Source organism: Ruegeria sp. D6 (assembly GCF_056534365.1).
Map to the genome: position 1 here is coordinate 1210499 of NZ_JBQFPH010000001.1, position 19958 is coordinate 1230456.

Here is a 19958-nt window from a genome sequence, read left to right on the forward strand (position 1 = left end):
TGGTGACTCATGTTCAGATTCCGCTGATTTCGCCGTTTTCGTCGTGAATTACCGCATCCACATCGATTTCCACCGTCAAACCGGGTTGCGTCAGCCCGGCTTGAACGGCTGTCAGAACAGGATCAATATCCTTGAATACCTCTCCGTGAACGCTCGCGAATTCACCCGCGCACGACAGATCGGTCAGATATGCGCGGACCCGGCCAACATGGCGCATCTCGGCACCGACGGCCTTAAGCGCCTCTTCTATACGGGACAGAATGTATTTTGTCTGGGCGCCCACATCTCCTGGCGCATGAATACGCCCGCTGGGTTCGATCGCTGTGGTCCCTGCGACCCAAACGAAGGGACCGATGCGCTTTGCGCGGGAATAAGACGCATCTTCTTCGAACCGCCCGCCTGACTTCCAGATGCGGAGGGTCACAGGCCTAACCTCGATCGGATGGCATCCGCCGCTTTCTGCAAGGCTGCTTGTTCTTGATCGGTCAGCCGCAACTCCTCGACTTCGACCAACCCGGAAGACCCCAGATGGGCAGGAACACCAAGCACAACCCCATCGATGCCATATTCCCCCTGCAACATGACCGAGACCGGAACCGGGCCGGTGCGTGCGCCCCGGATATGGTCGATCAACTCGATCGACGCGTGCGCCGGTGCTATGGTTGCGGAACCGGATTTCTTCAGGGCAACTACCTGCCCACCGCCGGTCACGGCGTCCTGAACGCAAGCCTCAATCTGATCAGGCGATAAAAACACCTCCAATGCCCTGCCCTTAATTTTGGCCCGGCTTGGGATTGGCGCCATCTCGTCCCCGTGGCTTCCGAGCGTGAAGGCTTCGACATCAGCGGGCGCTACTCCCGCAGCCATAGCAAGGGCGTTGCGAAACCGGCTGCTGTCCAAAGTACCGGCCATGCCCAGCACTCTTTCACGAGGGAACCCGGTTGCACGCAGCATTTCTACGGTCATTTCGTCAAGCGGATTGGTCACCACGATGACGATGGCATCAGGCGCAGCGGAGCGTATGGCCTCAGCGGCCTGGCGGATCACGCGCGCATTCACATCGATCAGATCCGCGCGGCTCATACCCGGTCGCCGGGCACGGCCTGCTGTCACCACGACCACCTCAGCACCTGCCACAAGGTCCAGCGACTCGCCGCCAACACATCGTGCCCGTGCGCCGGTAATGCCTGACGTGTGGTTCAGATCCAACGCCGTAGCAGCGGCCATTCCAGGCGCAATATCGATCAGCGCGATCTCATCCGCGATATCCTGCATCGCCGCCAGATGCGCCACATTGCCCCCGACGCCCCCTGCCCCGATCATGGCAAGTTTGCCAAGCCTTCGGGCGTTGTGTTTCGCACGCACCGGAGCAACCCATTTTGGCGAGCGGCGATACAACACCCGCTGCATTGAAATAGCAGCGTCTGTACGCGTTGGTTGTGGCTTTTCCAGCGGTCCGTCGACAAGCTTTATGCCAACACGCTCGGCAGTTTCGCGTGCCAAGGCCGTCACGATATCGTCGGGCAGGACTTCAAACACGATCCGACCGCGACGGCGGGCATCTTCGACCGCCTCTGAACCTATGACGCGCGGCGCTGCCATCAGTTGGCTTGCCCGTCCACCGCCTCGATGGCGCGGGTCGCAGCCTCGACGGCGGTTTTGACCGAATTTTCCGACCCGGAAATGAACAACCGCCCAAAACGCCCCACGGCGCGCACTTCGACAATATCGATCTCTGCCGCCTTCTCCGCTTCATTCGCGGCAATCGAGATATAGGCTGCCGGGGCACATTCGACGATGCCCAGCGTCTGCCCTGGAACGATCAGAGCCCCTTTGCGCCATTTGTTCAGCAGTTGCGCCTGATAGGGTTCGACGCTGGTGATAATCTGCGTGGAACTGATCGCCGGTTTCAACCGGTCAGACATTGTTGCGCCGAGCTCTGCCAGCATCGCATCGCGCGCAGCGGACACCTCCGCATTCGACGGAGACCGCAGGATAAAGAACCCGAACTCGCGCTCGACCATTTGTGTTGTCGCCTCAACCGAAGATGCCTTGAGCGCCCGGTCGATCAGCGAGAATACTCCGTTACCCGGCGCAAACTCTCCGATCAAAACCGTATCCCCGGACAAGGGCACCGACCCTTGCACCGTCGCACCGTTATAGGCGGCGAATTTTGGTTGCAGGTTGTCGATCTGCATCAGCGCCCGGATGGTAATCTCGCTCATGCGCCATACTCCTCGTAAATGTCGCGCCAGGGCCTGCTTTCGTAGGCAACCCGTTTGATGTTGATGAGATGCAGGGCTGTCACATTGTCCGAAGTGATCGAACCTGACCACGTGCCGGTGCCCAGCATGAAGGATGGTTCCAGATCAGTCGAATATCCCATACCGCCCATGATGCCCGGTGTATTCACCAGTACCCGACCCGTCGGCACGGTGGCAAAACGGGCCACGATCTCAGGGTCGTCCGAATGGATGACCGAGGAATGACCCCACCCTTCGAACTTGGCGATTGATTGCGCCAGCTCGATCCCATGGTCTGTGGATTTCGCCGCGTAGAACGCTAGAACGGGGTTCAGCTTTTCTGCAGACAGCGGGCGCTGCCAACCTACTTCTGTCTCTTCCGAAACAAGGCACCGGGTGCGTGGTGGGATGGAAAAACCGGCGGCATCCGCCAGCGCCTGCGGGCTTTGCCCCACCTTCTCAGGGTCCATGGCCTGCACGCCTTTGAAGATCACCCCGGCAAGACGATCCGCTTCGGCCGGTGTGCAGAAATAGGCACCTTTCAATTTAAGCTCGTGGCGCAAATCACGTGCGATCTCGGGATCAGCGACGACGGCCTGCTCACTGACGCAGGCGGTTCCGTAGTCAAAGCTCTTCGACGTCACGATCATCTCGGCGACTTCCGCCAGATCGCGAGCTTTCGACTTGTGTACGTAACACGGCACGTTGCCCGCACCGACCGCGAGCGTGGGTTTGCCGCTGGAATACGCCGCTTTGACCATGGCCGGACCACCGGTTGCCATCACAACCGAGGTGCGGCGATGTTTCATCAACTCGGCTGTGCCCTGAATTGTCACGGAATCCAGACATTGGATTAGACCCTTGGGCGCGCCCATTTGTTCAGCCACGCGCGCCATAATTCGCACCGTTTCGATGCCACAACTCACACCACGCGGATGCGGCGCACACACGATCGCATTGCCTGCCTTCACCGCAGAAAGCACTTTGTAGATGATCGTTGAAGTGGGGTTCGTCACCGGGATCAGAGCTGCCACAACGCCCATCGGTTCACCGAAGGCTGCGATCTTTGTCGCATCATCGCGCCAAAGCAATCCCAGCGTTGTCACATCTCTTAGATAATCCGCGACTGAAAGCGCGTTGAACAGGTTCTTGACGCGCTTGTCCGGCACATTCCCATATCCGGTTTCCTCGACGGCCATTTGCCCCAGCCGTTCGGCCTCGGGCTCGATGGCGCGCGCCATGGCGTCGACTATTGCGTCTACCTGCGCCGGGTCGGTGCCCAAAAAGGCGCGATAAGCCTCGAAAGCGCTATCTGCGGCACGCCGTGCGGCGGCGATTGATTTCAGATCTGCATCCATCAAGAAGCTCCGGTGACGATGGTGTCAAAGATACGGCGCGCTTGAACAACGTCGCCCGCTGAAACCCCTATGGCTTCGAGGCGCCGTCCGGCGGCAGCCACATCCGCCCCCAAAATTCGATCGGACATCGCGATCAGGCTGTTCGTCAACGGGCTCGGGATACCCGCAAGCTCACCCGCTGAGACCAAAGGTACAAGCGAGCCCAACACGCCATCCCGCATCATACCGCGCGACGTTTGCTGATCCGGGATCGGACGCGCGCCCGAGCCACGTTCGGCGCCGGCAAAGGTGGCTATCCACTGCCCTGTCTCCGGCAGGTTGCGAACTCCAAACGCAGCAGCAATGCGTCGCCGTTCGTCTGCAAGACCCTGAATGACCTCTGCCTGGTCTGGACCAATCAGAGACACAAAGGTCTGGTTATCCTCAAGCGGAACACCACCCATTGGAATGTCAGGACCACCTGTCCCCATTGCGGCACCGCCGAGGATCAGCGCAGGTATCTCGACTGCGGCCGACAGATCGTTGAAGCCGCACGACAAAACCGAGTCGACCGCCTGAACGTTGGACAAATAGGCGGACACGGCGTCCAGAACTTCTTCCCGACCGCGCGGCAAGGTTGCCGCAGCCATCGGTGCCGCCTGCGAAAGCGTCAAAGCTGCGCCCTCGGAACGGAACCAGTATGGCAGACCCTGAACCTCGACCAGCGTGACGTCCGCCGCGCAGCCTCCGATCCGCAATAGCCAGGCTGTTTCCACAGCCCCCAGGGATCGTCCTGGCGCAAGGACCAAGATTTGCCCGTCGTTGAGGTGATCGGCCAGCACCATCGCATAAGTGCGCTGTTTGTGAAGCGGTCCGGTCAGGAATATCACCTGTGCATCGCGCACCGCTGCATCCAGCTCAGCGGTTGTGCGCACCGACGGCCCATCCCGATCGACTTGATAGGTCCCGACCGGACCTTCACCGCGAAGCGAAATGCCCGAGGACTGGGCCAACAGCGACAGTTCGGCCCCATAGGCCGAAAACAAGGTGACCTCAGCCCCTTCGGCAAGGCAAAGAGCGGCCAACAGGCGTGCATCAGCCCCGCCGCCCAACACCGATATCCGGTCGAGCTTGGGATGTTCAGGTGCACCCCGGGTTGAGCCACGTGTCGCTGCACGTGTGAATTCCTCGAAACCGGCTGACATAGCGTCTCCTCAAGACAGACGGATTAAGCCGCAGAGCCAGCACCAAGGCTGTCGATTATGGCCTCAAGTTCATCATGTGGGCGCGCGATCACGTGGACGGATACGACTTCACCCACTTTGTTTGCCGCTGTCGCACCGGCATCCGCGGCGGCTTTGACTGCGCCGACTTCACCACGCACAAGGGTGGTGACTAGGCCTCCGCCAGCCTTGGTTTGGCCGACAATCGAAACGCTGGCCGCCTTGACCATCGCATCTGCCGCTTCGATCGCGCCGACCAGTCCGCGCGTTTCGATCATGCCCAGGGCCATTTGCCCCGCCACTGGTTTCGCCATTTTTCGTTCCTCCAAAGAAATTTAGATGTTTGGTGTTCTTGGTTCAGGTCGTGGACACGCTATCCACAATCGCGATGATCGCCAGATCGACGGGCGCGGTGGACAGACCGGCGGCCATACGCGCCGCCGAGCCGTTGACCAGCAGAACCGTATCCCCCACCCCGGCACCGCAGGTGTCGACGGCGACCCGCGCCGGTTCGATCACCTTGCCTTTGCTATCGACCAAATCCGTCACCAGCAGTTTCGTACCAACCAGTTTTGCGTCTTTGGCCGTGGCTGTGACGGTCCCGACGACCTTGCCCAAATGCATCAGAAGGTCCTCAGGTAACGGTCCAACTCAACCGGAGTGACCTGTTGATTGAAGAATTCAAGCTCGCGCTCAGCCTGCTGCAGAACCAACTCCCACAGCATTTCGCCCATGAGATCGCGAAGCCATTCGGATCCTCGCGCCAGTTCGATCGCCGTTGGCAAGTCGGTTGGGATCGGATCGCCGATCCCTTCTTCGTAACCGTTGCCGGTTGTCGGTTCTGACGGAGCCAGGCCCTGCTCGATCCCGTCCAGCCCCGCTGCTATCTCGGCTGCCAGCAGAAGGTAGGGATTGGCATCTGCACCAGCGTCACGTTTTTCTACGCGCACCGCGCTGTCGGATCCCTCAATGACCCGAATACCAACGGTCCGGTTGTCATAACCCCAGCTCGTGTTGATCGGGCAGAAAGTATAAGGCTGACGGCGTCGATAACCATTGACGGTGCCACTGCCACAGATTGCCGTTTCGCACATGCGTTGTTGGAGCCCGGCGATGAAGGATTTGCCGGTATCGTTTATCTTGCCGTTATCGGCAAAGACGTTCTTGCCGTCTTTCCAAAGCGAGTAGTGTGTGTGGAAGCCGTTGCCGGACTGATCGAAGAACGGTTTTGGCATGAAGGTTGCCAGATAGCCGTGGGCGATGCCCAGCTGGCGGATCAGCGACTTAAACAAGACGACACGATCTGCCGCTGCCAGCGCTTCGCCGTAACGGATATTCACCTCAATCTGACCCGCAGCGTATTCGGGGTTCGATTGCTCGATTGGGATACCGCACTCGTTGATCTGCTGACGGATCGGTCCAACGATGTGCTCCATACGCGCGGCGCGGCCCAGACCGTAGACCTGAATCCCGCTATCGCGCGGCTGTCCGGTCTCCGGATCCAGTAGATAGAATTCAAGTTCAGTGCCGACATTGACCTCGAACCCCATTTCGCGGGCCCGTTCAACCTGACGCACCAACGCCTGACGCGGATCGATCGGTACAGGCTTGTGGTCCATACCTTCCGCCCGACCAAAACAAACAGCGACGCCTGGCTCCCACGGCACAGCGACGGGCTGGGTCATTGGGAAGACGTGCATATCGGGGTAGCCGTTGTCGAAATTGACATAAGGCGTATCCCAGACGTCGCACGTCATATCGATCGCCATCAATGCAATCGACAGCGCATTGCCGCTTTTGCAGACGTGGTCCCAGTGGCTGGCCGGAATGCGCTTGCCGCGCATGATGCCGTTGAGGTCACCCACACCGAGTATGACGGTGTGCGTACCTTCGGGCAGATCAAATCCCGAACTCATTGATGCGCTCTCCCTGTTTTTTGGCTTTATAATTGTTGTATTCTGTATACAGTATTCACAAAGACAATCGATAAACAAGGAAAATCTGCATCATGTCCAAGAACTCGGTCATCGTTGTCGGAGGCGGCATCGTCGGCGTCATGACGGCGCTTACACTGCAACGACGTGGTGAGGCAGTGACTTTGATAGATCGCTGGGAACCGGGACATTCCCGTGCATCTTCAACGGATTACAACCGTGTCATCCGTGCGATTTCCGGGCGGGATGAGTTCTATACACGTTGGGCCCGCGAAAGCCGCCTGCGCTGGCTGGAACTGCAAGCCGAGAGCGGCCAGAACCTGATGTATGAATGCGGTGCGCTGATTCTTGCAACAGGCGGTCATTGCGACTGGGAGAATGCCACAGCCGAAACCTTCGACCGCGTTGGTGTGCCCTACTACAAGTTCGGGCGGCAGGACATCGAATCGCGATTTCCGCAGTTTCGCGTTCCTGACATCGAATACGCCCTGTTCGAACCCGAAGCCGGAATGCTGATGGCGCATCGCTGCGTCCTGACCGGGCTTGAGCTGTTTCGTCGAGCGGGCGGGATCGTACAGCGCGGTCGCGTGACCACCGATGGATCAGAGCGCCCAATGCTGGATGGAAAGCCGCTTGAGGCCGATCTTATCATTGTCTCGACCGGTCCCTGGATGGCGGACATGTTCCCCAGGACGATCAAGCCGATATCGACGGTGGTTGGTGTGAATGTCCTCTATACCTCAACGCCAGATGGGTCCGAGGAGTTCGATATGAGCCAGATGCCCTGCTGGATCGATCATGGTCAGGGCTCATTCGGGCTACCCTCATCCGAAGGTTCAGGCGTGAAAGCCGCGGTCGTAATTCCGGACAAGATCGACTTAGACAATGACGAAAGGCTGATCCGACAGGAAACGCTAGGACGCACTCGCAGCTACATCCGTCATCGTCTTCCGGGCCTTGAAGGTGAGCGGGTGGTGGATTCCAAATTCAACCAGATCATCCTGACACCTGACACGCACTTTATTGTCGACTGGCACCCCGAGCATGAAAACGTGCTGTTCGCCGGAGGCTGCTCGGGACATCTGTTCAAACACGCGCCGGTTTTTGCAGAGTTTGCGGCAGGTGTTGGAATGAAGGATTTCGGAACGGCTGATCGTTTCAAGATCACTGGTCGAAGAAAACTGAGCCCAAAAGAAAGTCCAAGCGGGCGTTAACCTTCTGAAAGCGCCACATAGAGTCCTGAATTCGGGCACTTTTCCTGAGGCAGGCGAACGCCTGATCGAATTGCATCTCGGCAGGTCTTTGCTTGGCGACAATGTCCACATTTTTCCGCCAACTCAAGGCCAAGCTCAGGATGGGCATTAAGATCATCTTCACTCAGGCCAAACTGACTAGCCATCGAGAGTATACGCTCTCGCGCGTTGGGCGCGCCAGAGCGCAACATGGCCAAGTCAGCGCGGGACAGGCCGAGATCCGATAGCTCCAGATCGCTGATACTTCCCTCGCGTGGAGCATTCACAATCCGCGCAATCCTCTCAAAGAAATCCTTGTATCCCGTCATTGCCAAATCTCCCAACCGATTGCGTATACAGTATACAAAATGCGGCTTGGCTGGACTTGATTAGGATCAAGAGCCGTTCGCTCAAACGCTTATTGTTCAGGGACGTATGCACCGCGAAAAAGCTCTACTGCTTGAAGCGCTGCAATATCGTCCGGCACCTTTGCCGTGTTGATCGAGGACATCCCATCATCCGCCTCCGTAGCTGACAAAAGCACCTCTCGACCTCTAGTGAACAGATCGCGCAAGTGATGCGCCTTGTATTCGGGATGAAACTGAACAGAGCGGGCAGGAAAATCATAATCTAGTGCACCAACTGGACAGTGGCCCGCTGATCCGGTCACCCGAGCCGAGTCCGGAATGCTTGTTACCTGATCCTGATGCCAGACATATGCATCCACGCTATCTCCGCCATAGTTGAAGGGCCGTGCACCAACGACATTGCCTACCTCGACTTTCTCGGCCCGACCACCATAGACGTCAGCCATGATCTGATGTCCGAAACAGATACCAAAGACTGGAATTCGGATTTCTCGACAACGGTCCAGGAAGGCACGTAGCGGCTGCATCCAATCCGTGTCATCATAAACGCCAAATTCAGATCCGCCGACTATAGCACCGTCGAAATCGCTCTCGTCCGGGAGCGGTTCTCCATCAACAACCCCTACTACTACGAACTCGGCTTCCGGTAGGTGTGGGGCGATCCACTCCTGAATCTGCTGTGAAGTCCGCGGCATTCCCTCCAACAATGGCAGCGGGTGGCTAGTCAACTCAAGAACTGCGATTTTCACCAGTCAAAAGCCCTGTCAATTCCAGCCATTTTCACCCCAGTGAAAGCTGACGCTTGAAAACTAAGCGCACGCAAGTCTTCGGTTTCCAGATTGTGTACCGAGGACTTTCCGCAGGCTTTCGCAAGCGCTGTAATCTCCATGGTCATGGCCGTCAAATAGCGCGCAATGCGCTCTGCCCCTGCATTCGGGTTCATACGAGCTTCGAGACTTTCATCCTGCGTCGCAATCCCGACCGGGCAGCGACCTGTGTGACAATGGTGGCAGGCACCTGGGGATGTTCCCAAGGCCGCGTAATCTTCGAGATAGCGCGGACTGTTGCACCCTAGCGCAACCATGGCCGCGTTGCCGATCATCACAGCGTCAGCACCGAGGGCCAGACACTTCGCCGCGTCCACACCGGACCGAATGCCACCGGCAGCGACCAGAGAGACTTTGCCGGTCATGCCGCATTCGTCTAATGCTTCACGCGCAGCGCGAATGGCGCTCATCGTCGGGATACCGGTATGGTTTAACAACAACTCCGGAGACGCGCCGGTACCACCTTCGGCACCATCAACTACTACAACATCAGCACCCGCTTTGGCGGCAACTGCCACGTCAAACCGGGGACGTGTCGCACCCATCTTGATGAAGATCGGCACCTGATAGTTGGTGGCGATGCGCAATTCTTCAATCTTCACTGCCAAATCATCAGCGCCGAGAAAATCTGGATGGCGGATCGTAGATCGCTGATCCACGCCTTCGGGCAAAGTTCGCATCTGGCTGACGCGCGGGCTGACCTTCATACCCAGCAACAGACCCCCGGTTCCGGGTTTCGCACCCTGCCCCACGACAAGTTCCAAGGCATCCGCGCGGCGCAGATGATCCAGATCCACACCATACCGCGCGGGTGACATCTGATAGAGCAGGCGTTGGGAGGCTTCGCGCTCCTCTTCCAGCATGCCACCCTCACCCGTGCAAGTCATGGTTCCTACTTTCGAGGCCCCATAACCCAGCGATGCCTTGGCCGATGCCGACAAAGCACCAAAGGACATTGAAGCGATGTAGATCGGGATCTTCAATTCAAGCGGGCGCTCCACAAGGCCGCGCCCTCCACCCAGTACGGTCGTCGTATCGCAATTCTCGCGATAGCCTTCCAGCGGCAGGCGGGTCATCGTTGCAGGAACGAATGTCAGATCATCAAAGGTCGGCAATTGCTTGTTGAACGTGTTGTATCCACGTACCTGATAGCGCCCAAGCTGCGCCAGCGCGTGAACTTCCGAGATCGCCTCGGGTGTCCAGCGGGTCGAACCTCCTTCATCATACGACGAAGGAACGCCAGCCGGGCGGCCGTCGATCGCTCCCGCATCGCGGAACCTGATTTCCTCTTCCGAGGCAACGTCGAACGGATATTCGTAAGGTTTACTCAGATCATGAGCCATGCGCTTGCGTCCCTGCTTTCAAAATACCAAAGACGCTGGCCCGAAACCATTTTGCGCCAATTTCGCGAACTGTCGACAAGCCCGAGCGGGTCGAGGATCGCATCGACCTCGGCCACTTCTTCAGCAGTCGGTTCGATCACGTCGACATCCACACCCAGGCTGTCGACCTCGCCAGCTACCCAGACCTCACCTTCCCAAAGCGCATCAGCACAGGATTCCCCCGCTCCGCCAAGCGCTATGATCCGACCGGAATGCGCCATGAAGCCGGACTGATAGCCAATCTTTCCTTCGACGACGATGTTTCCACCTTTCATCGCAACGCCGACCCTTGGGCCCGCATCGCCTTTGACATGGATCGTGCCGCCGATCATCGCAGCACCACAGGACATACCGGCATAGCCACCGACAGTGATGTGCCCTTTGGCCATACCTTCGCCAACGGCCCAGCCGCAGTTGCGTTCGATAGTGATTTTCGCCCCGGTGTTGAGACCGCCGCAGTAATAACCAACCGACCCCTCGAAAGTGATATCCACATTGTCTGGCAGACCCACGCCCAAATTATGACGAGACAGCGTATCTACTACGCGGATCGGCCGACCCATTGTGCAGGCTTCCATTATCTCACGATTGACCTCGCGGATATGTCGCTTGCCGACTTCGATGACGATCTCATCCATCTTTGCAGCCACCTCATTCATGCCGCCAAACTCCGGTTTCCGACGCCCCAGATACCGGTCAGCGACGGGCCGTCGTAGTTGATCACATCGCATTCCTCGGTCATCACCCGGCGGACCGCTTGTTCTTCGGTCGCAGCCGCCAGATCGCCATTGCGGTTGACGACGACCAGAGGCTTCATTGCAAATCGGTCTTTGGCAAACCCAATCCCGTTTGGCGTTGCGATCATGTAGGTAAACACACCATCGATAGAGGTAATGGACTTCTTTAGCGCCTGCTCCATGGTCAGGCCCGCCTTCATCTGGTCGCTGACCCAGACGGCAATCAACTCGCTGTCATTCTCAGTCAAGAACCGATAACCCATTCGGGTCAGCTTATCGCGCCAGGTGAAGTAATCGGTGATCTGCCCGTTATGTACGATCGCGACATCCGAAAATGGGCGCGCCCAGAACGGATGCGATGCGTTAGGCAATACCGAACTTTCCGTAGCAAGCCGTGCATGCCCCAGCCCATGTGTTCCTATCATATCGCGAACTCCGTGCTTTTCGGCCACGGCTTCGGCACCGCCAATATCCTTAATGATCTCAAGACTGCGGCCGCAGGATTGAACTTCAATGCGGTCTGTCAGCTCATCCGCGTCCGCGACCCAGGCTTGAAGATTCCTTGGGTCTGAAATTTCCATCCGAAAGCAATAGTGACGACTTTGGTCCGTTACGATTTGGGGGTCAGACAGAAAGCTGCTTCCGTGTTCACGCAATATCGTTTCAAACGCGGAGAGATCCGCATCCTGTTGAGACTTGTCGAATCCCATTCCGCGTAAAACGTATCCCGTTTCTCGTGGCAAACCATAAACGGCGAAGCCAGTGCTGTCGGCGCCTCGATGTTCCTGCGCATCCATCAGGTCAACAAGATCCGCCCCAACCTTCCCGGGCGCGGCCAGTATTCTACCAGCGATTCCACACATGAAGAGCTCCCTGTTCATTCTTTCCTGTATACTGTATACAGTACACGAACAATAGCAACCCCATTCGCCTTGGCAGCAGTTGTTTTATTGAATACAGAATTCATGAAGGACAGAAAGAGAGGCTCCGAGTGGCTCTGAAACAAATCAAAACACAACGCAGACGCCTGGCGGACGAGGTCTATGACCAACTGGTCGAAGCCATCATGAGTCGCGAGATCACCGGTGAAGATCGGCTGGTGCAGGAAAAGCTGGCCGCCGAGTTGAACATCAGCAGGACGCCTGTACGCGAAGCGCTCATGCGGTTGGAGACTGAAGGCGTGTTGGAAGTGGCCGCCAGCGGCGGATTTCGACTGGCGCGCATGGACCAGACCGAGGTTCGGCAACTATACCAGGCACGCGCAGCCATCGAAGGTCAAGCCGCACGCATACTTGCGGTACACGCTGAACCAGAGGTTCTTGATCGATTGCGCGAACTCATTCGTCGCGAAGAAGATCTGAGCCAGCCAACGACACGAGACTATTTTATCGCAAACCGACGCATTCATCGTGCCTTCATGGTTGAGGCGGGCAACAAATTTCTTATCGACATGTTCGATATGATCTGGGGCAAAGCGATGGCGTTCCATCTGTTTTCAGCAATTGAGAACGTTGATATATCCAAATCGCTCGGAAACCACCTGACGCTCGTTGACGCGATTGCGACGGGTGATGTCACCGAAGCGCTGGAAACTTTCACCAGCCACATTCAGGAAGGTTTCGACCTTCAGATCGAAGGTCTGAAAGAAGCGGATAACGGCTAAACCGCGTTTCTGATCGAGCGGCCAATCAGGGCCTGTGACCTGATTGGCCGCAACTGGTTCAAATCACAAAATGCAACCTGTCGAACTCACCGCGCCATCCAGATACCTCGGATAGAACGGATTCACCGCTCAAGCCACGTCGGATCAGTTCTGCCAGACGCTCTGCATCTCCCGCTGTCATACCCCACCGGACCAGCTCGGGCGTGCCGATCCGTAGGCCATTCATGTCGCCTTCCACCGGCTCAACTGGCAATCCGATGCCACATGCCAGAAACCCGGATTTACGAAGCAGTTTGGAGGCAGTCTGACCGCCACCATACGGCGCTGCCAGTACCGCGAATTGATGCGATTTGGTGAAACCCTCTCCACCCGCGAAGACCGGAACACCTTGCGCATCCAACGCGGCAGCAAGTGCTTTGGACATCGCAATCATCTCATCTGCATAGGCTGAGCCGAACTCTTTCCAATCCAGCATCGTGACGGCAAGTGCAGCCGTTTTGGCTGCATCAAAGTTGGCTGTCATGCCGGGGAAAGCAATTGCATCCAGCGACCGGGCGATTTCTGCATCGTTCGACACAATCAGCCCCCCGGCCGGTCCGCCTAAGCTTTTGTAAGTACTCATGGTCATGAAATGCGCCCCCTCCTTCAGCGGGTTGGACCATGCGCGCCCGGCGATGATACCGCACTGATGGGCGGCGTCGAACATGACCTGTGCGCCAACTTCATCTGCTATGGCACGCACCTCGGCGACAGGATGCTCAAACAGATTCAGACTGCCGCCTATCGTAATCAACTTGGGGCATTCGGTCTTCGCCAATGCCCTCAAGCGTTCCAGATCAACGGTATACCCATCCGCATTGACGGGGGCCTCAATAGTGCGCAGACCAAACAGCCCCGCACACCCCGCCAAATGGTGAGTCACATGGCCACCTATCGATGCTGGCGGAGCGATTATCGCATCACCGGGTTTGCAGGTCGCCATAAAACCATAGAGGTTGGCAATTGCGCCCGAAGGCACGCGAACCTCGGCGAATTGCGCGTCGAAAACATCGGCACACAACTCTGCTGCGATGACTTCGATCTCTTCGATCGCCTCCAACCCCATTTCATATTTGTCACCGGGATATCCCAGCGATGGTCTGGACCCGATGCCTGACGACAAAAGTGCCTCGGCCCTTGGGTTCATGACATTTGTCGCCGGGTTGAGATTGAAGCACTCTTTTTCGTGAATGCGCCGGTTTTCCTCTGCCAGATTCTCGATTCGGGCCAGCAAATCGCCAGACGACGTCGATGCGGCCTTGGTCGCGATATCCTGAATCAGGGTTTCGCTTGCAGCAGGCACCCAGTCTCTTTGTACAAGTGTCATCTGACATCCTCCTGTTTTTTGCAGTTTGGCGGCTTTCGCGTGACACCGCAAAGCAGAATTGTTATTTCTTGGCGTAGAAAAACTAAGGCTAGATCAATGAGTGTCGCCCCCAAACGCCCCAAGGGACCTCCGCTAAACGCAATGAGGGCGTTCGAGGCCGCGGCGCGTCACGTCAGCTTTGTCGCGGCGGCGGAAGAGCTGAACGTTTCTCCGGGTGCGATCTCACAGCATGTAAAGGCGTTGGAGGGTTGGGCAGGTGCGCCGCTGTTTCGCCGCAACGCGCAAGGGGTTGAACTGACGCCCCAAGGTCAATCACTTGTCGCTGTCTTCACCACAGCCTTTGATCAGATGGGCGATGCCGCTCGGGCCTTGCGAAACCTTAAACCAAATGCCGATTTTCACATCGCCGCTTTGCCTGCTGTTGCCCAACTCTGGTTGCCCAAACGATTGCGCCGGATCAGAGAGTGTTTTCCGCATATCAATTTTTCGGTCACGGCGCTGGAAACACCACCCAGCCTGTCGCGTGAGATGTTCGATTTGGCGATCTTCTTCGCGACCTTGGACGAAGCACCTGACCAAATTGTGCTGTGCGAGGATGAAACCCAACCGGTTTGCGCGCCTGCTCTGCTGGATCGGGTGACCGGCAACAATGGGTTTCAAGGCACTCCCTTGTTGCACGATCAGACGTGGAGCAGCGATTGGTCCACATGGTCGCGAAGCACAGGTTGTGAGGTCCCAGATATCAAAACTGGTCCGCAGTTTTCGCTTTACAGCCTTGCCGTGGAAGAGGCCAAGGCCGCAGCTGGCGTGCTAATGGGGCACCTATGCTTACTCGAAGAGCCATTGAAATCTGGTGTACTCGTAACGGCCCACGCGCAATCCTGCCCGACAGGGCGTGCTCTAGCGGTTCAAGTGCCGGTGGCATCGCGACGAAGACCCGAGACCGATCAAGTCATCGCCTTGTTGTCAGATTGATTCAAATCTCATCAATCCGGTGCATTGTGCACGACGCTTCACATTGAAAGCCGTGCACAAAACAGTCTCGCATAGACCGCAAGGCAACTCAGATTTCATGGGGCATATGGCGGAGAGACAGGGATTCGAACCCTGGAGACGGTTTCCCGCCTACACACTTTCCAGGCGTGCGCCTTCGACCACTCGGCCACCTCTCCGGTAGAGGTGACTTATGCGAATTTCTGAACCGAGCGCAAGGCCCCTTTCGCAAAAATGGACGGGTCAGAAAATACGAAAGCTGGCGACAAATGGCAGATGATCCGACACCTCATCCTTGAACGCCTCGCGCCCCATATTCATGGTCCAGTGCATAGGAAACAGTCGCAAGCTGCCGCGGACATAATCGGTGGAATAAGTGCGTGATACGGCAAAACCGTCCAGTAAATTGGCGCGACCCCTATCCAGAATATGCGAAAATCGGTCTTGTAGATCCCAGCACGAAACAAAGTCCATCATGTCATCCCCACCAAGATGGTGGAAATTGCTGACGTCCTGACCTGGGATCATGTTGAAATCACCCATCAGAAGGATCGTGCGCTGTGTCAGACCGGGGGTCGAGCGGATCTCGGCGATCTTGTCTCCGATAATCCTGCATTGGCTGTCACGTATCTGCTGCTCGGGCCGGTCTCGTCCGGATTTAAGATGCACAGCGATCAGCTTGGCCTTGAATTTGCCGACCTCGACATCGGCGATCAGGGCCTGACGTCCGCCGGGATCGTCACCTTCCGAGCCGTCGATCAGCTGCAAACCTGTCACCGAGACCCCCGGTTTGTGCAGAAACCCGATATGGATATTGCCGTTGGGCTGCGGCAGGATCTTGACCTGATAGTCCAGCCCCTTATCGGCCAGACCCAAGGCCAACCGATCGATATGTTCGATGGGGCTGACCTCGACCAGAGTGATCAGTTCGGCGTCCAGCAGGGCCAGCCCTTCGATTTGATGGGTGACCCGGTCACTGCTGGCCGGAATACCCAGACTTGTGTTTACTGGATTGAAGCCGGCCAGATTCCAGACGGCAATACGCGCGAGGCTGTGTGAAAATGTAACCATCAAAATTCCTCCTGCAAATGACTTCAGACTACATCAAAATGAAACAGTCCGATAACCATTTGCGGGAAAATGCCGATCGCATCACGCTCAGTGGTTGTCGCCCTCGCCGTCCTGATCCCCTGCCGCGTCCAGATCGTCTGCTGTCATGTCCACTGGTTTTGTCGATGGCGCATGGGGTGATAGGTCGTCATCCACGGCAGAAGCATCATTGGACGGATCGGACTGACCCGTCAGCACCTCAGGGTTACGGAGCCACAGGTCACGCTGCGCAAACGGGATCTCGATGCCTTCCTCAACGAACCGGCGATTGATCTCGTGGTTCATGTCGGATTTGACAGACAGCACCCAATTCACATCCCGCAGGATTGCGCGGATTTCGAAATCCAACGAGTCTGCACCGAAGCCCTGGAACACTACGCTGGGCGCGGGATTGGCCAGAACCATCGGGTGCCCGTTTGCGATCTCGCCCAGAATAGTTTCGACCTTGCGGGTATCGGTACCATAGGCGACGCCTACAGGCACGATCACTCGGCCAATCGTATTGCCCCGGGTGTAATTCGTAACCACCCCACTGATCAGGTCCGAGTTCGGAACGATCACATCCGTCCGGTCGAACGTCTCGATCCGCGTCGACCGGACTGAGATATCGCGCACATATCCCATCATGCCGTTCACATCGATCCAGTCACCTTTGGAGATAGGACGCTCAACCAGCAGGATGATCCCTGAGACAAAATTCGATACGATGGTCTGAAGACCGAAACCGATGCCGACCGACAAAGCACCCGCCACGATCGCAAGCGAGGACAGGTCAAAACCGGCAACCATGATGGCGATCAGTGCCGCTAGAAAAATTCCGACATATCCGGTACCCGACACGATGGCATTCTGCCCGCCGGGATCAATGCTGGTCTTCGGCAGCAGTGAATTGCGCAGCCCGCTTTGCAGCAAACGGGTCAGCGTATATCCAATGGCGAAAATGGCAACGAACGTCAGGAAGTTACTGGGTGAAATCGTAACCCCGCCAATATCGAACCCCAGCAACAATCGCGACCAAGCTTCAAGCAGATCCGTCTGCCGCGCGCCCCAGTAAAGCGCTAATATCGGCAACGCCAGAATGGCAAGCGCGAACCCGACCAGAACCGAAAACAGTGAATCGCGCGCGGCGTCGCCCTGCCCCGAAAGCCAGCCATACACTGTACCGATAAATCGCTGCACGATCACCAGTGCTGCAATCAGAACCAGCGTTTTGATGGCAGGAAATACGATAGCTTCGGCAGCGTTGATGTATCCGAAGGCCCCCAAGATCGGAGTCGCAATCCCAAGCATGAACAAGGCGCGCCGCAGGAACTCGACCAATTGGCTGAACCCTGCGCCACGGCGGGTAGCTTCCTGGTCTGACTGTTCTTGCTGAGGCTCTGATTGGCGGACCTGACGCACACGCAGCAAAAGAAGGGCCGATACCACAACGATCGGGAAGCCAACAACGGCACGGGTCGCGTCCGAGATATTCTCGATCTGCTCGAACAATTGCGCCAGCTCGTGCAGAATAAGCATGACCGCCAACAGGTCGATATAAACCCGCAATTCTCTGATTTTGCCTGCGGACAGTCTTTGGAAGTTCTGCGCCGCTCCCATCAGATAGACCTGCCGGCCGATCCAATCAAAATAGAAGATAATCGCGGCCCAATAGGGGATTTGCTGGAACAAAAGTGTACCGCGCAGGCCCAGCACGCCAGTTAGCACGACAGCGGTGACCAACGCCAACACGCCCAACCAAGGCAATAGAATGCGCAACAGCGAAACAATAAAGGTCCAAACCCCGCTGCCGCTACCTCCTAGCGAGCGGAGATATTCGCCGCCTTTCTCGGACCATTTGCGCCCAAACAGCAATAGAACTGCTGAAACAACCAACAGCACGAGAATGCCAAGACCGCGCTCGCGGATTTGTTCGCGCACCACATCAGAGCGCAAGTTTTCGATGGTTTCGTTAATAAGACTGTGCGTCGCCTCTTTGATGTCGACCCAGGCTGGTCCCCAATAGACGGGGTTGAGCGGCGATGGCCCGCGTTTCAGCATCTCTTTCTTTTGTCTGTCCCGGACGATCCGATCAATTTCGCTGATCAGCCCATTCGCGCGACTGAAAGCCTCTTCCGAGATGATGCGGGGAACACGCAAACTGTTCAGCTGGGTTTCGAGTTGCGCGCGCAGCTTGGCAATGTCTTCGGCCTCGCTTTCCCCGTCAGCCGGCTTTGGGCCAAGCGCCTTGAGTTGGCTTTCCAGCGTCTGAATACGATCGGTGTTGGCACCTCGGGCTTTGTTAAAGTCTTCGCGATACTCATTTATTTCCGAACGCAAATTCTCTAATGCTGCGTTGGATGCACGGTTCGCGCGAATAACAGATTCCGCCCGGTCCGCCGTGCTGACCCAGCCCTGATAATACTCGCTCTGCCGGTCAGTAAGTTGGGCAGAGGCGATCCCGCCCAACCCAATCAAGCAGAATAGCACCAGAACCAGACACAGGCGGACCTGTTGCAGCATCACACGTCCTCAAACACGCCAGGAATACTGCGCGGCGCATCGGTCATCCAATCGGGCACGGGAAGTTCCTTTTCACGCAGGAATTCAGGATTGAACAGTTTGGATTGATAGCGGGTGCCGTAGTCACACAAAATCGTAACAATGGTGTGCCCTGGCCCCAGTTCTTTCGCCAAACGGACGGCACCGGCAATGTTGATCGCGGTTGACCCGCCCATCACCAGACCCTCTTCGCGCAGCAGATCGAAGATATAGGGCAGCGCTTCGCTATCGGTAATCTGCCAGGAATGGTCAGGTGTGAACCCTTCGAGGTTCTTGGTAATCCGCACCTGACCGATACCTTCTGCGATAGAACCTCCCTCCATCGCGATCTCACCAGTGGTGTAGAAGGAATAGAGCCCCGCCCCCATCGGATCAGCCAAACCGATCTTGACACCCTTGGGCTGCAACGCTTCGGCCACCCCGGCCAGAGTACCACCCGATCCAACGGCACAGATGAAGCCATCGACTTTACCGCCGGTCTGCTCCCAGATTTCGGGACCAGTGGTTTCCACATGTGCCTGACGGTTGGCGACATTGTCGAACTGATTGGCCCAAATCGCGCCATTTGGTTCGGTTTGAGCCAACTGCTCGGCCAGCCGGCGCGAATAATGCACAAAGTTGTTGGGATTACGGTACGGCGCCGCAGGCACCTGCACAAGCTGAGCCCCCGCCAGGCGGAGCATATCCTTTTTCTCTTCAGATTGGGTTTCGGGAATGACGATCACCGTCTTGAACCCCATCGAGGCACCAACCAGCGCCAGACCGATGCCGGTATTCCCGGCCGTGCCCTCAACAATCGTGCCGCCGGGTTTCAGATCACCGCGCGCAATCGCATCGCGGATGATAAACAACGCAGCACGGTCTTTGACGGACTGACCCGGGTTCATGAATTCGGCCTTGCCGAGAATCTCGCATCCCGTTTCTTCGCTGACGCGACGCAGCCGGATCAAAGGTGTTTTACCGACAGCGTCGGCAAGGTCTCGTGCAATGCGCATGGCATCC

General features: G+C 57.1%; 20 protein-coding genes and 1 tRNA gene. 3 read left to right on the forward strand and 18 right to left on the reverse strand.

Annotated elements, in window-relative coordinates; all coding sequences use genetic code 11:
* Positions 1-13: 13 nt before the first annotated feature.
* From ACR0A1_RS06065 to ACR0A1_RS06100, 8 genes are read right to left on the reverse strand one after another with little or no spacing between them, the layout of a single operon-like run.
* A complete protein-coding gene (locus ACR0A1_RS06065; RefSeq protein WP_480866638.1) occupies positions 14-424 on the reverse strand; it encodes a Rid family hydrolase in 411 nt (136 codons plus the stop codon).
* Positions 421-1602: a malate dehydrogenase gene (locus ACR0A1_RS06070; RefSeq protein ID WP_480866640.1), complete on the reverse strand. Its 1182-nt coding sequence runs from the start codon at positions 1600-1602 to the stop codon at positions 421-423. The genes ACR0A1_RS06065 and ACR0A1_RS06070 overlap by 4 nt, the downstream gene beginning before the upstream one ends.
* Positions 1602-2225, reverse strand: a complete 624-nt coding sequence (locus ACR0A1_RS06075; protein WP_170393272.1) for a BMC domain-containing protein — start codon at positions 2223-2225, stop codon at positions 1602-1604. Before ACR0A1_RS06075 ends, ACR0A1_RS06070 begins: the two co-directional genes overlap by 1 nt.
* On the reverse strand, positions 2222-3601 hold the full coding sequence (locus ACR0A1_RS06080) for an aldehyde dehydrogenase family protein (RefSeq protein WP_170465420.1): 1380 nt from the start codon (positions 3599-3601) through the stop codon (positions 2222-2224). The genes ACR0A1_RS06075 and ACR0A1_RS06080 overlap by 4 nt, the downstream gene beginning before the upstream one ends.
* Positions 3601-4785, reverse strand: a complete 1185-nt coding sequence (locus ACR0A1_RS06085; protein ID WP_480736393.1) for a hypothetical protein — start codon at positions 4783-4785, stop codon at positions 3601-3603. Before ACR0A1_RS06085 ends, ACR0A1_RS06080 begins: the two co-directional genes overlap by 1 nt.
* Positions 4786-4808: 23 nt before the next feature.
* Complete coding sequence (locus ACR0A1_RS06090) at positions 4809-5117, reverse strand: BMC domain-containing protein (RefSeq protein ID WP_170393275.1); 309 nt, start codon at positions 5115-5117, stop codon at positions 4809-4811.
* A 43-nt stretch (positions 5118-5160) separates the two neighbouring features.
* Positions 5161-5427, reverse strand: a complete 267-nt coding sequence (locus tag ACR0A1_RS06095) for a EutN/CcmL family microcompartment protein (protein WP_170625991.1) — start codon at positions 5425-5427, stop codon at positions 5161-5163.
* On the reverse strand, positions 5427-6719 hold the full coding sequence (locus tag ACR0A1_RS06100) for a glutamine synthetase family protein (RefSeq protein ID WP_170405351.1): 1293 nt from the start codon (positions 6717-6719) through the stop codon (positions 5427-5429). Before ACR0A1_RS06100 ends, ACR0A1_RS06095 begins: the two co-directional genes overlap by 1 nt.
* Before the next feature lie 92 nt (positions 6720-6811).
* Between ACR0A1_RS06100 and ACR0A1_RS06105 the strand changes: the two genes are divergently transcribed.
* Entirely contained in the window at positions 6812-7951 is a 1140-nt protein-coding gene (locus ACR0A1_RS06105) for an FAD-dependent oxidoreductase (protein WP_480866643.1), read from the forward strand.
* Here ACR0A1_RS06105 and ACR0A1_RS06110 read toward each other — a convergent pair.
* The 5 genes from ACR0A1_RS06110 to ACR0A1_RS06130 form a co-directional block, all read right to left on the reverse strand.
* Entirely contained in the window at positions 7948-8298 is a 351-nt protein-coding gene (locus tag ACR0A1_RS06110) for a hypothetical protein (RefSeq protein ID WP_480866645.1), read from the reverse strand. The two genes, ACR0A1_RS06105 and ACR0A1_RS06110, sit on opposite strands and share 4 nt — an antisense overlap.
* Positions 8299-8387: 89 nt before the next feature.
* On the reverse strand, positions 8388-9032 hold the full coding sequence (locus ACR0A1_RS06115; protein WP_480866647.1) for a type 1 glutamine amidotransferase: 645 nt from the start codon (positions 9030-9032) through the stop codon (positions 8388-8390).
* Between the two features lie 50 nt (positions 9033-9082).
* Entirely contained in the window at positions 9083-10507 is a 1425-nt protein-coding gene (locus ACR0A1_RS06120) for an FMN-binding glutamate synthase family protein (RefSeq protein WP_170393281.1), read from the reverse strand.
* On the reverse strand, positions 10492-11205 hold the full coding sequence (locus ACR0A1_RS06125; RefSeq protein ID WP_170405341.1) for a GltB/FmdC/FwdC-like GXGXG domain-containing protein: 714 nt from the start codon (positions 11203-11205) through the stop codon (positions 10492-10494). Before ACR0A1_RS06125 ends, ACR0A1_RS06120 begins: the two co-directional genes overlap by 16 nt.
* Positions 11202-12146 (reverse strand): class II glutamine amidotransferase domain-containing protein, encoded by a 945-nt coding sequence (locus tag ACR0A1_RS06130; protein ID WP_170421277.1) that lies wholly within the window; start codon positions 12144-12146, stop codon positions 11202-11204. Before ACR0A1_RS06130 ends, ACR0A1_RS06125 begins: the two co-directional genes overlap by 4 nt.
* A gap of 128 nt (positions 12147-12274) precedes the next feature.
* On the opposite strand from ACR0A1_RS06130, the gene ACR0A1_RS06135 reads away from it, so the two are divergent.
* Positions 12275-12946 carry a GntR family transcriptional regulator gene (locus ACR0A1_RS06135; protein WP_170405336.1) on the forward strand — a complete coding sequence of 224 codons (672 nt, stop codon included), beginning with the start codon at positions 12275-12277 and terminating at the stop codon, positions 12944-12946.
* Between the two features lie 58 nt (positions 12947-13004).
* On the opposite strand, the gene ACR0A1_RS06140 is transcribed toward ACR0A1_RS06135, so the two are convergent.
* A complete protein-coding gene (locus tag ACR0A1_RS06140) occupies positions 13005-14312 on the reverse strand; it encodes an aminotransferase class I/II-fold pyridoxal phosphate-dependent enzyme (RefSeq protein WP_480866649.1) in 1308 nt (435 codons plus the stop codon).
* Positions 14313-14408: 96 nt separating this feature from the next.
* On the opposite strand from ACR0A1_RS06140, the gene ACR0A1_RS06145 reads away from it, so the two are divergent.
* On the forward strand, positions 14409-15287 hold the full coding sequence (locus tag ACR0A1_RS06145) for a LysR family transcriptional regulator (RefSeq protein ID WP_480866651.1): 879 nt from the start codon (positions 14409-14411) through the stop codon (positions 15285-15287).
* Positions 15288-15394: 107 nt separating this feature from the next.
* On the opposite strand, the gene ACR0A1_RS06150 is transcribed toward ACR0A1_RS06145, so the two are convergent.
* The 4 genes from ACR0A1_RS06150 to ACR0A1_RS06165 all read right to left on the reverse strand — a co-directional run bounded on the left by ACR0A1_RS06150 (position 15395) and on the right by ACR0A1_RS06165 (position 19951).
* A tRNA-Ser gene (locus tag ACR0A1_RS06150) sits at positions 15395-15484 on the reverse strand.
* Positions 15485-15548: 64 nt separating this feature from the next.
* Complete coding sequence (locus ACR0A1_RS06155; protein WP_170645941.1) at positions 15549-16376, reverse strand: exonuclease/endonuclease/phosphatase family protein; 828 nt, start codon at positions 16374-16376, stop codon at positions 15549-15551.
* A gap of 87 nt (positions 16377-16463) precedes the next feature.
* Positions 16464-18917: a DUF3772 domain-containing protein gene (locus ACR0A1_RS06160; protein WP_170563045.1), complete on the reverse strand. Its 2454-nt coding sequence runs from the start codon at positions 18915-18917 to the stop codon at positions 16464-16466.
* Positions 18917-19951, reverse strand: a complete 1035-nt coding sequence (locus tag ACR0A1_RS06165; RefSeq protein WP_170393289.1) for a cysteine synthase A — start codon at positions 19949-19951, stop codon at positions 18917-18919. The genes ACR0A1_RS06160 and ACR0A1_RS06165 overlap by 1 nt, the downstream gene beginning before the upstream one ends.
* Positions 19952-19958: the final 7 nt, after the last annotated feature.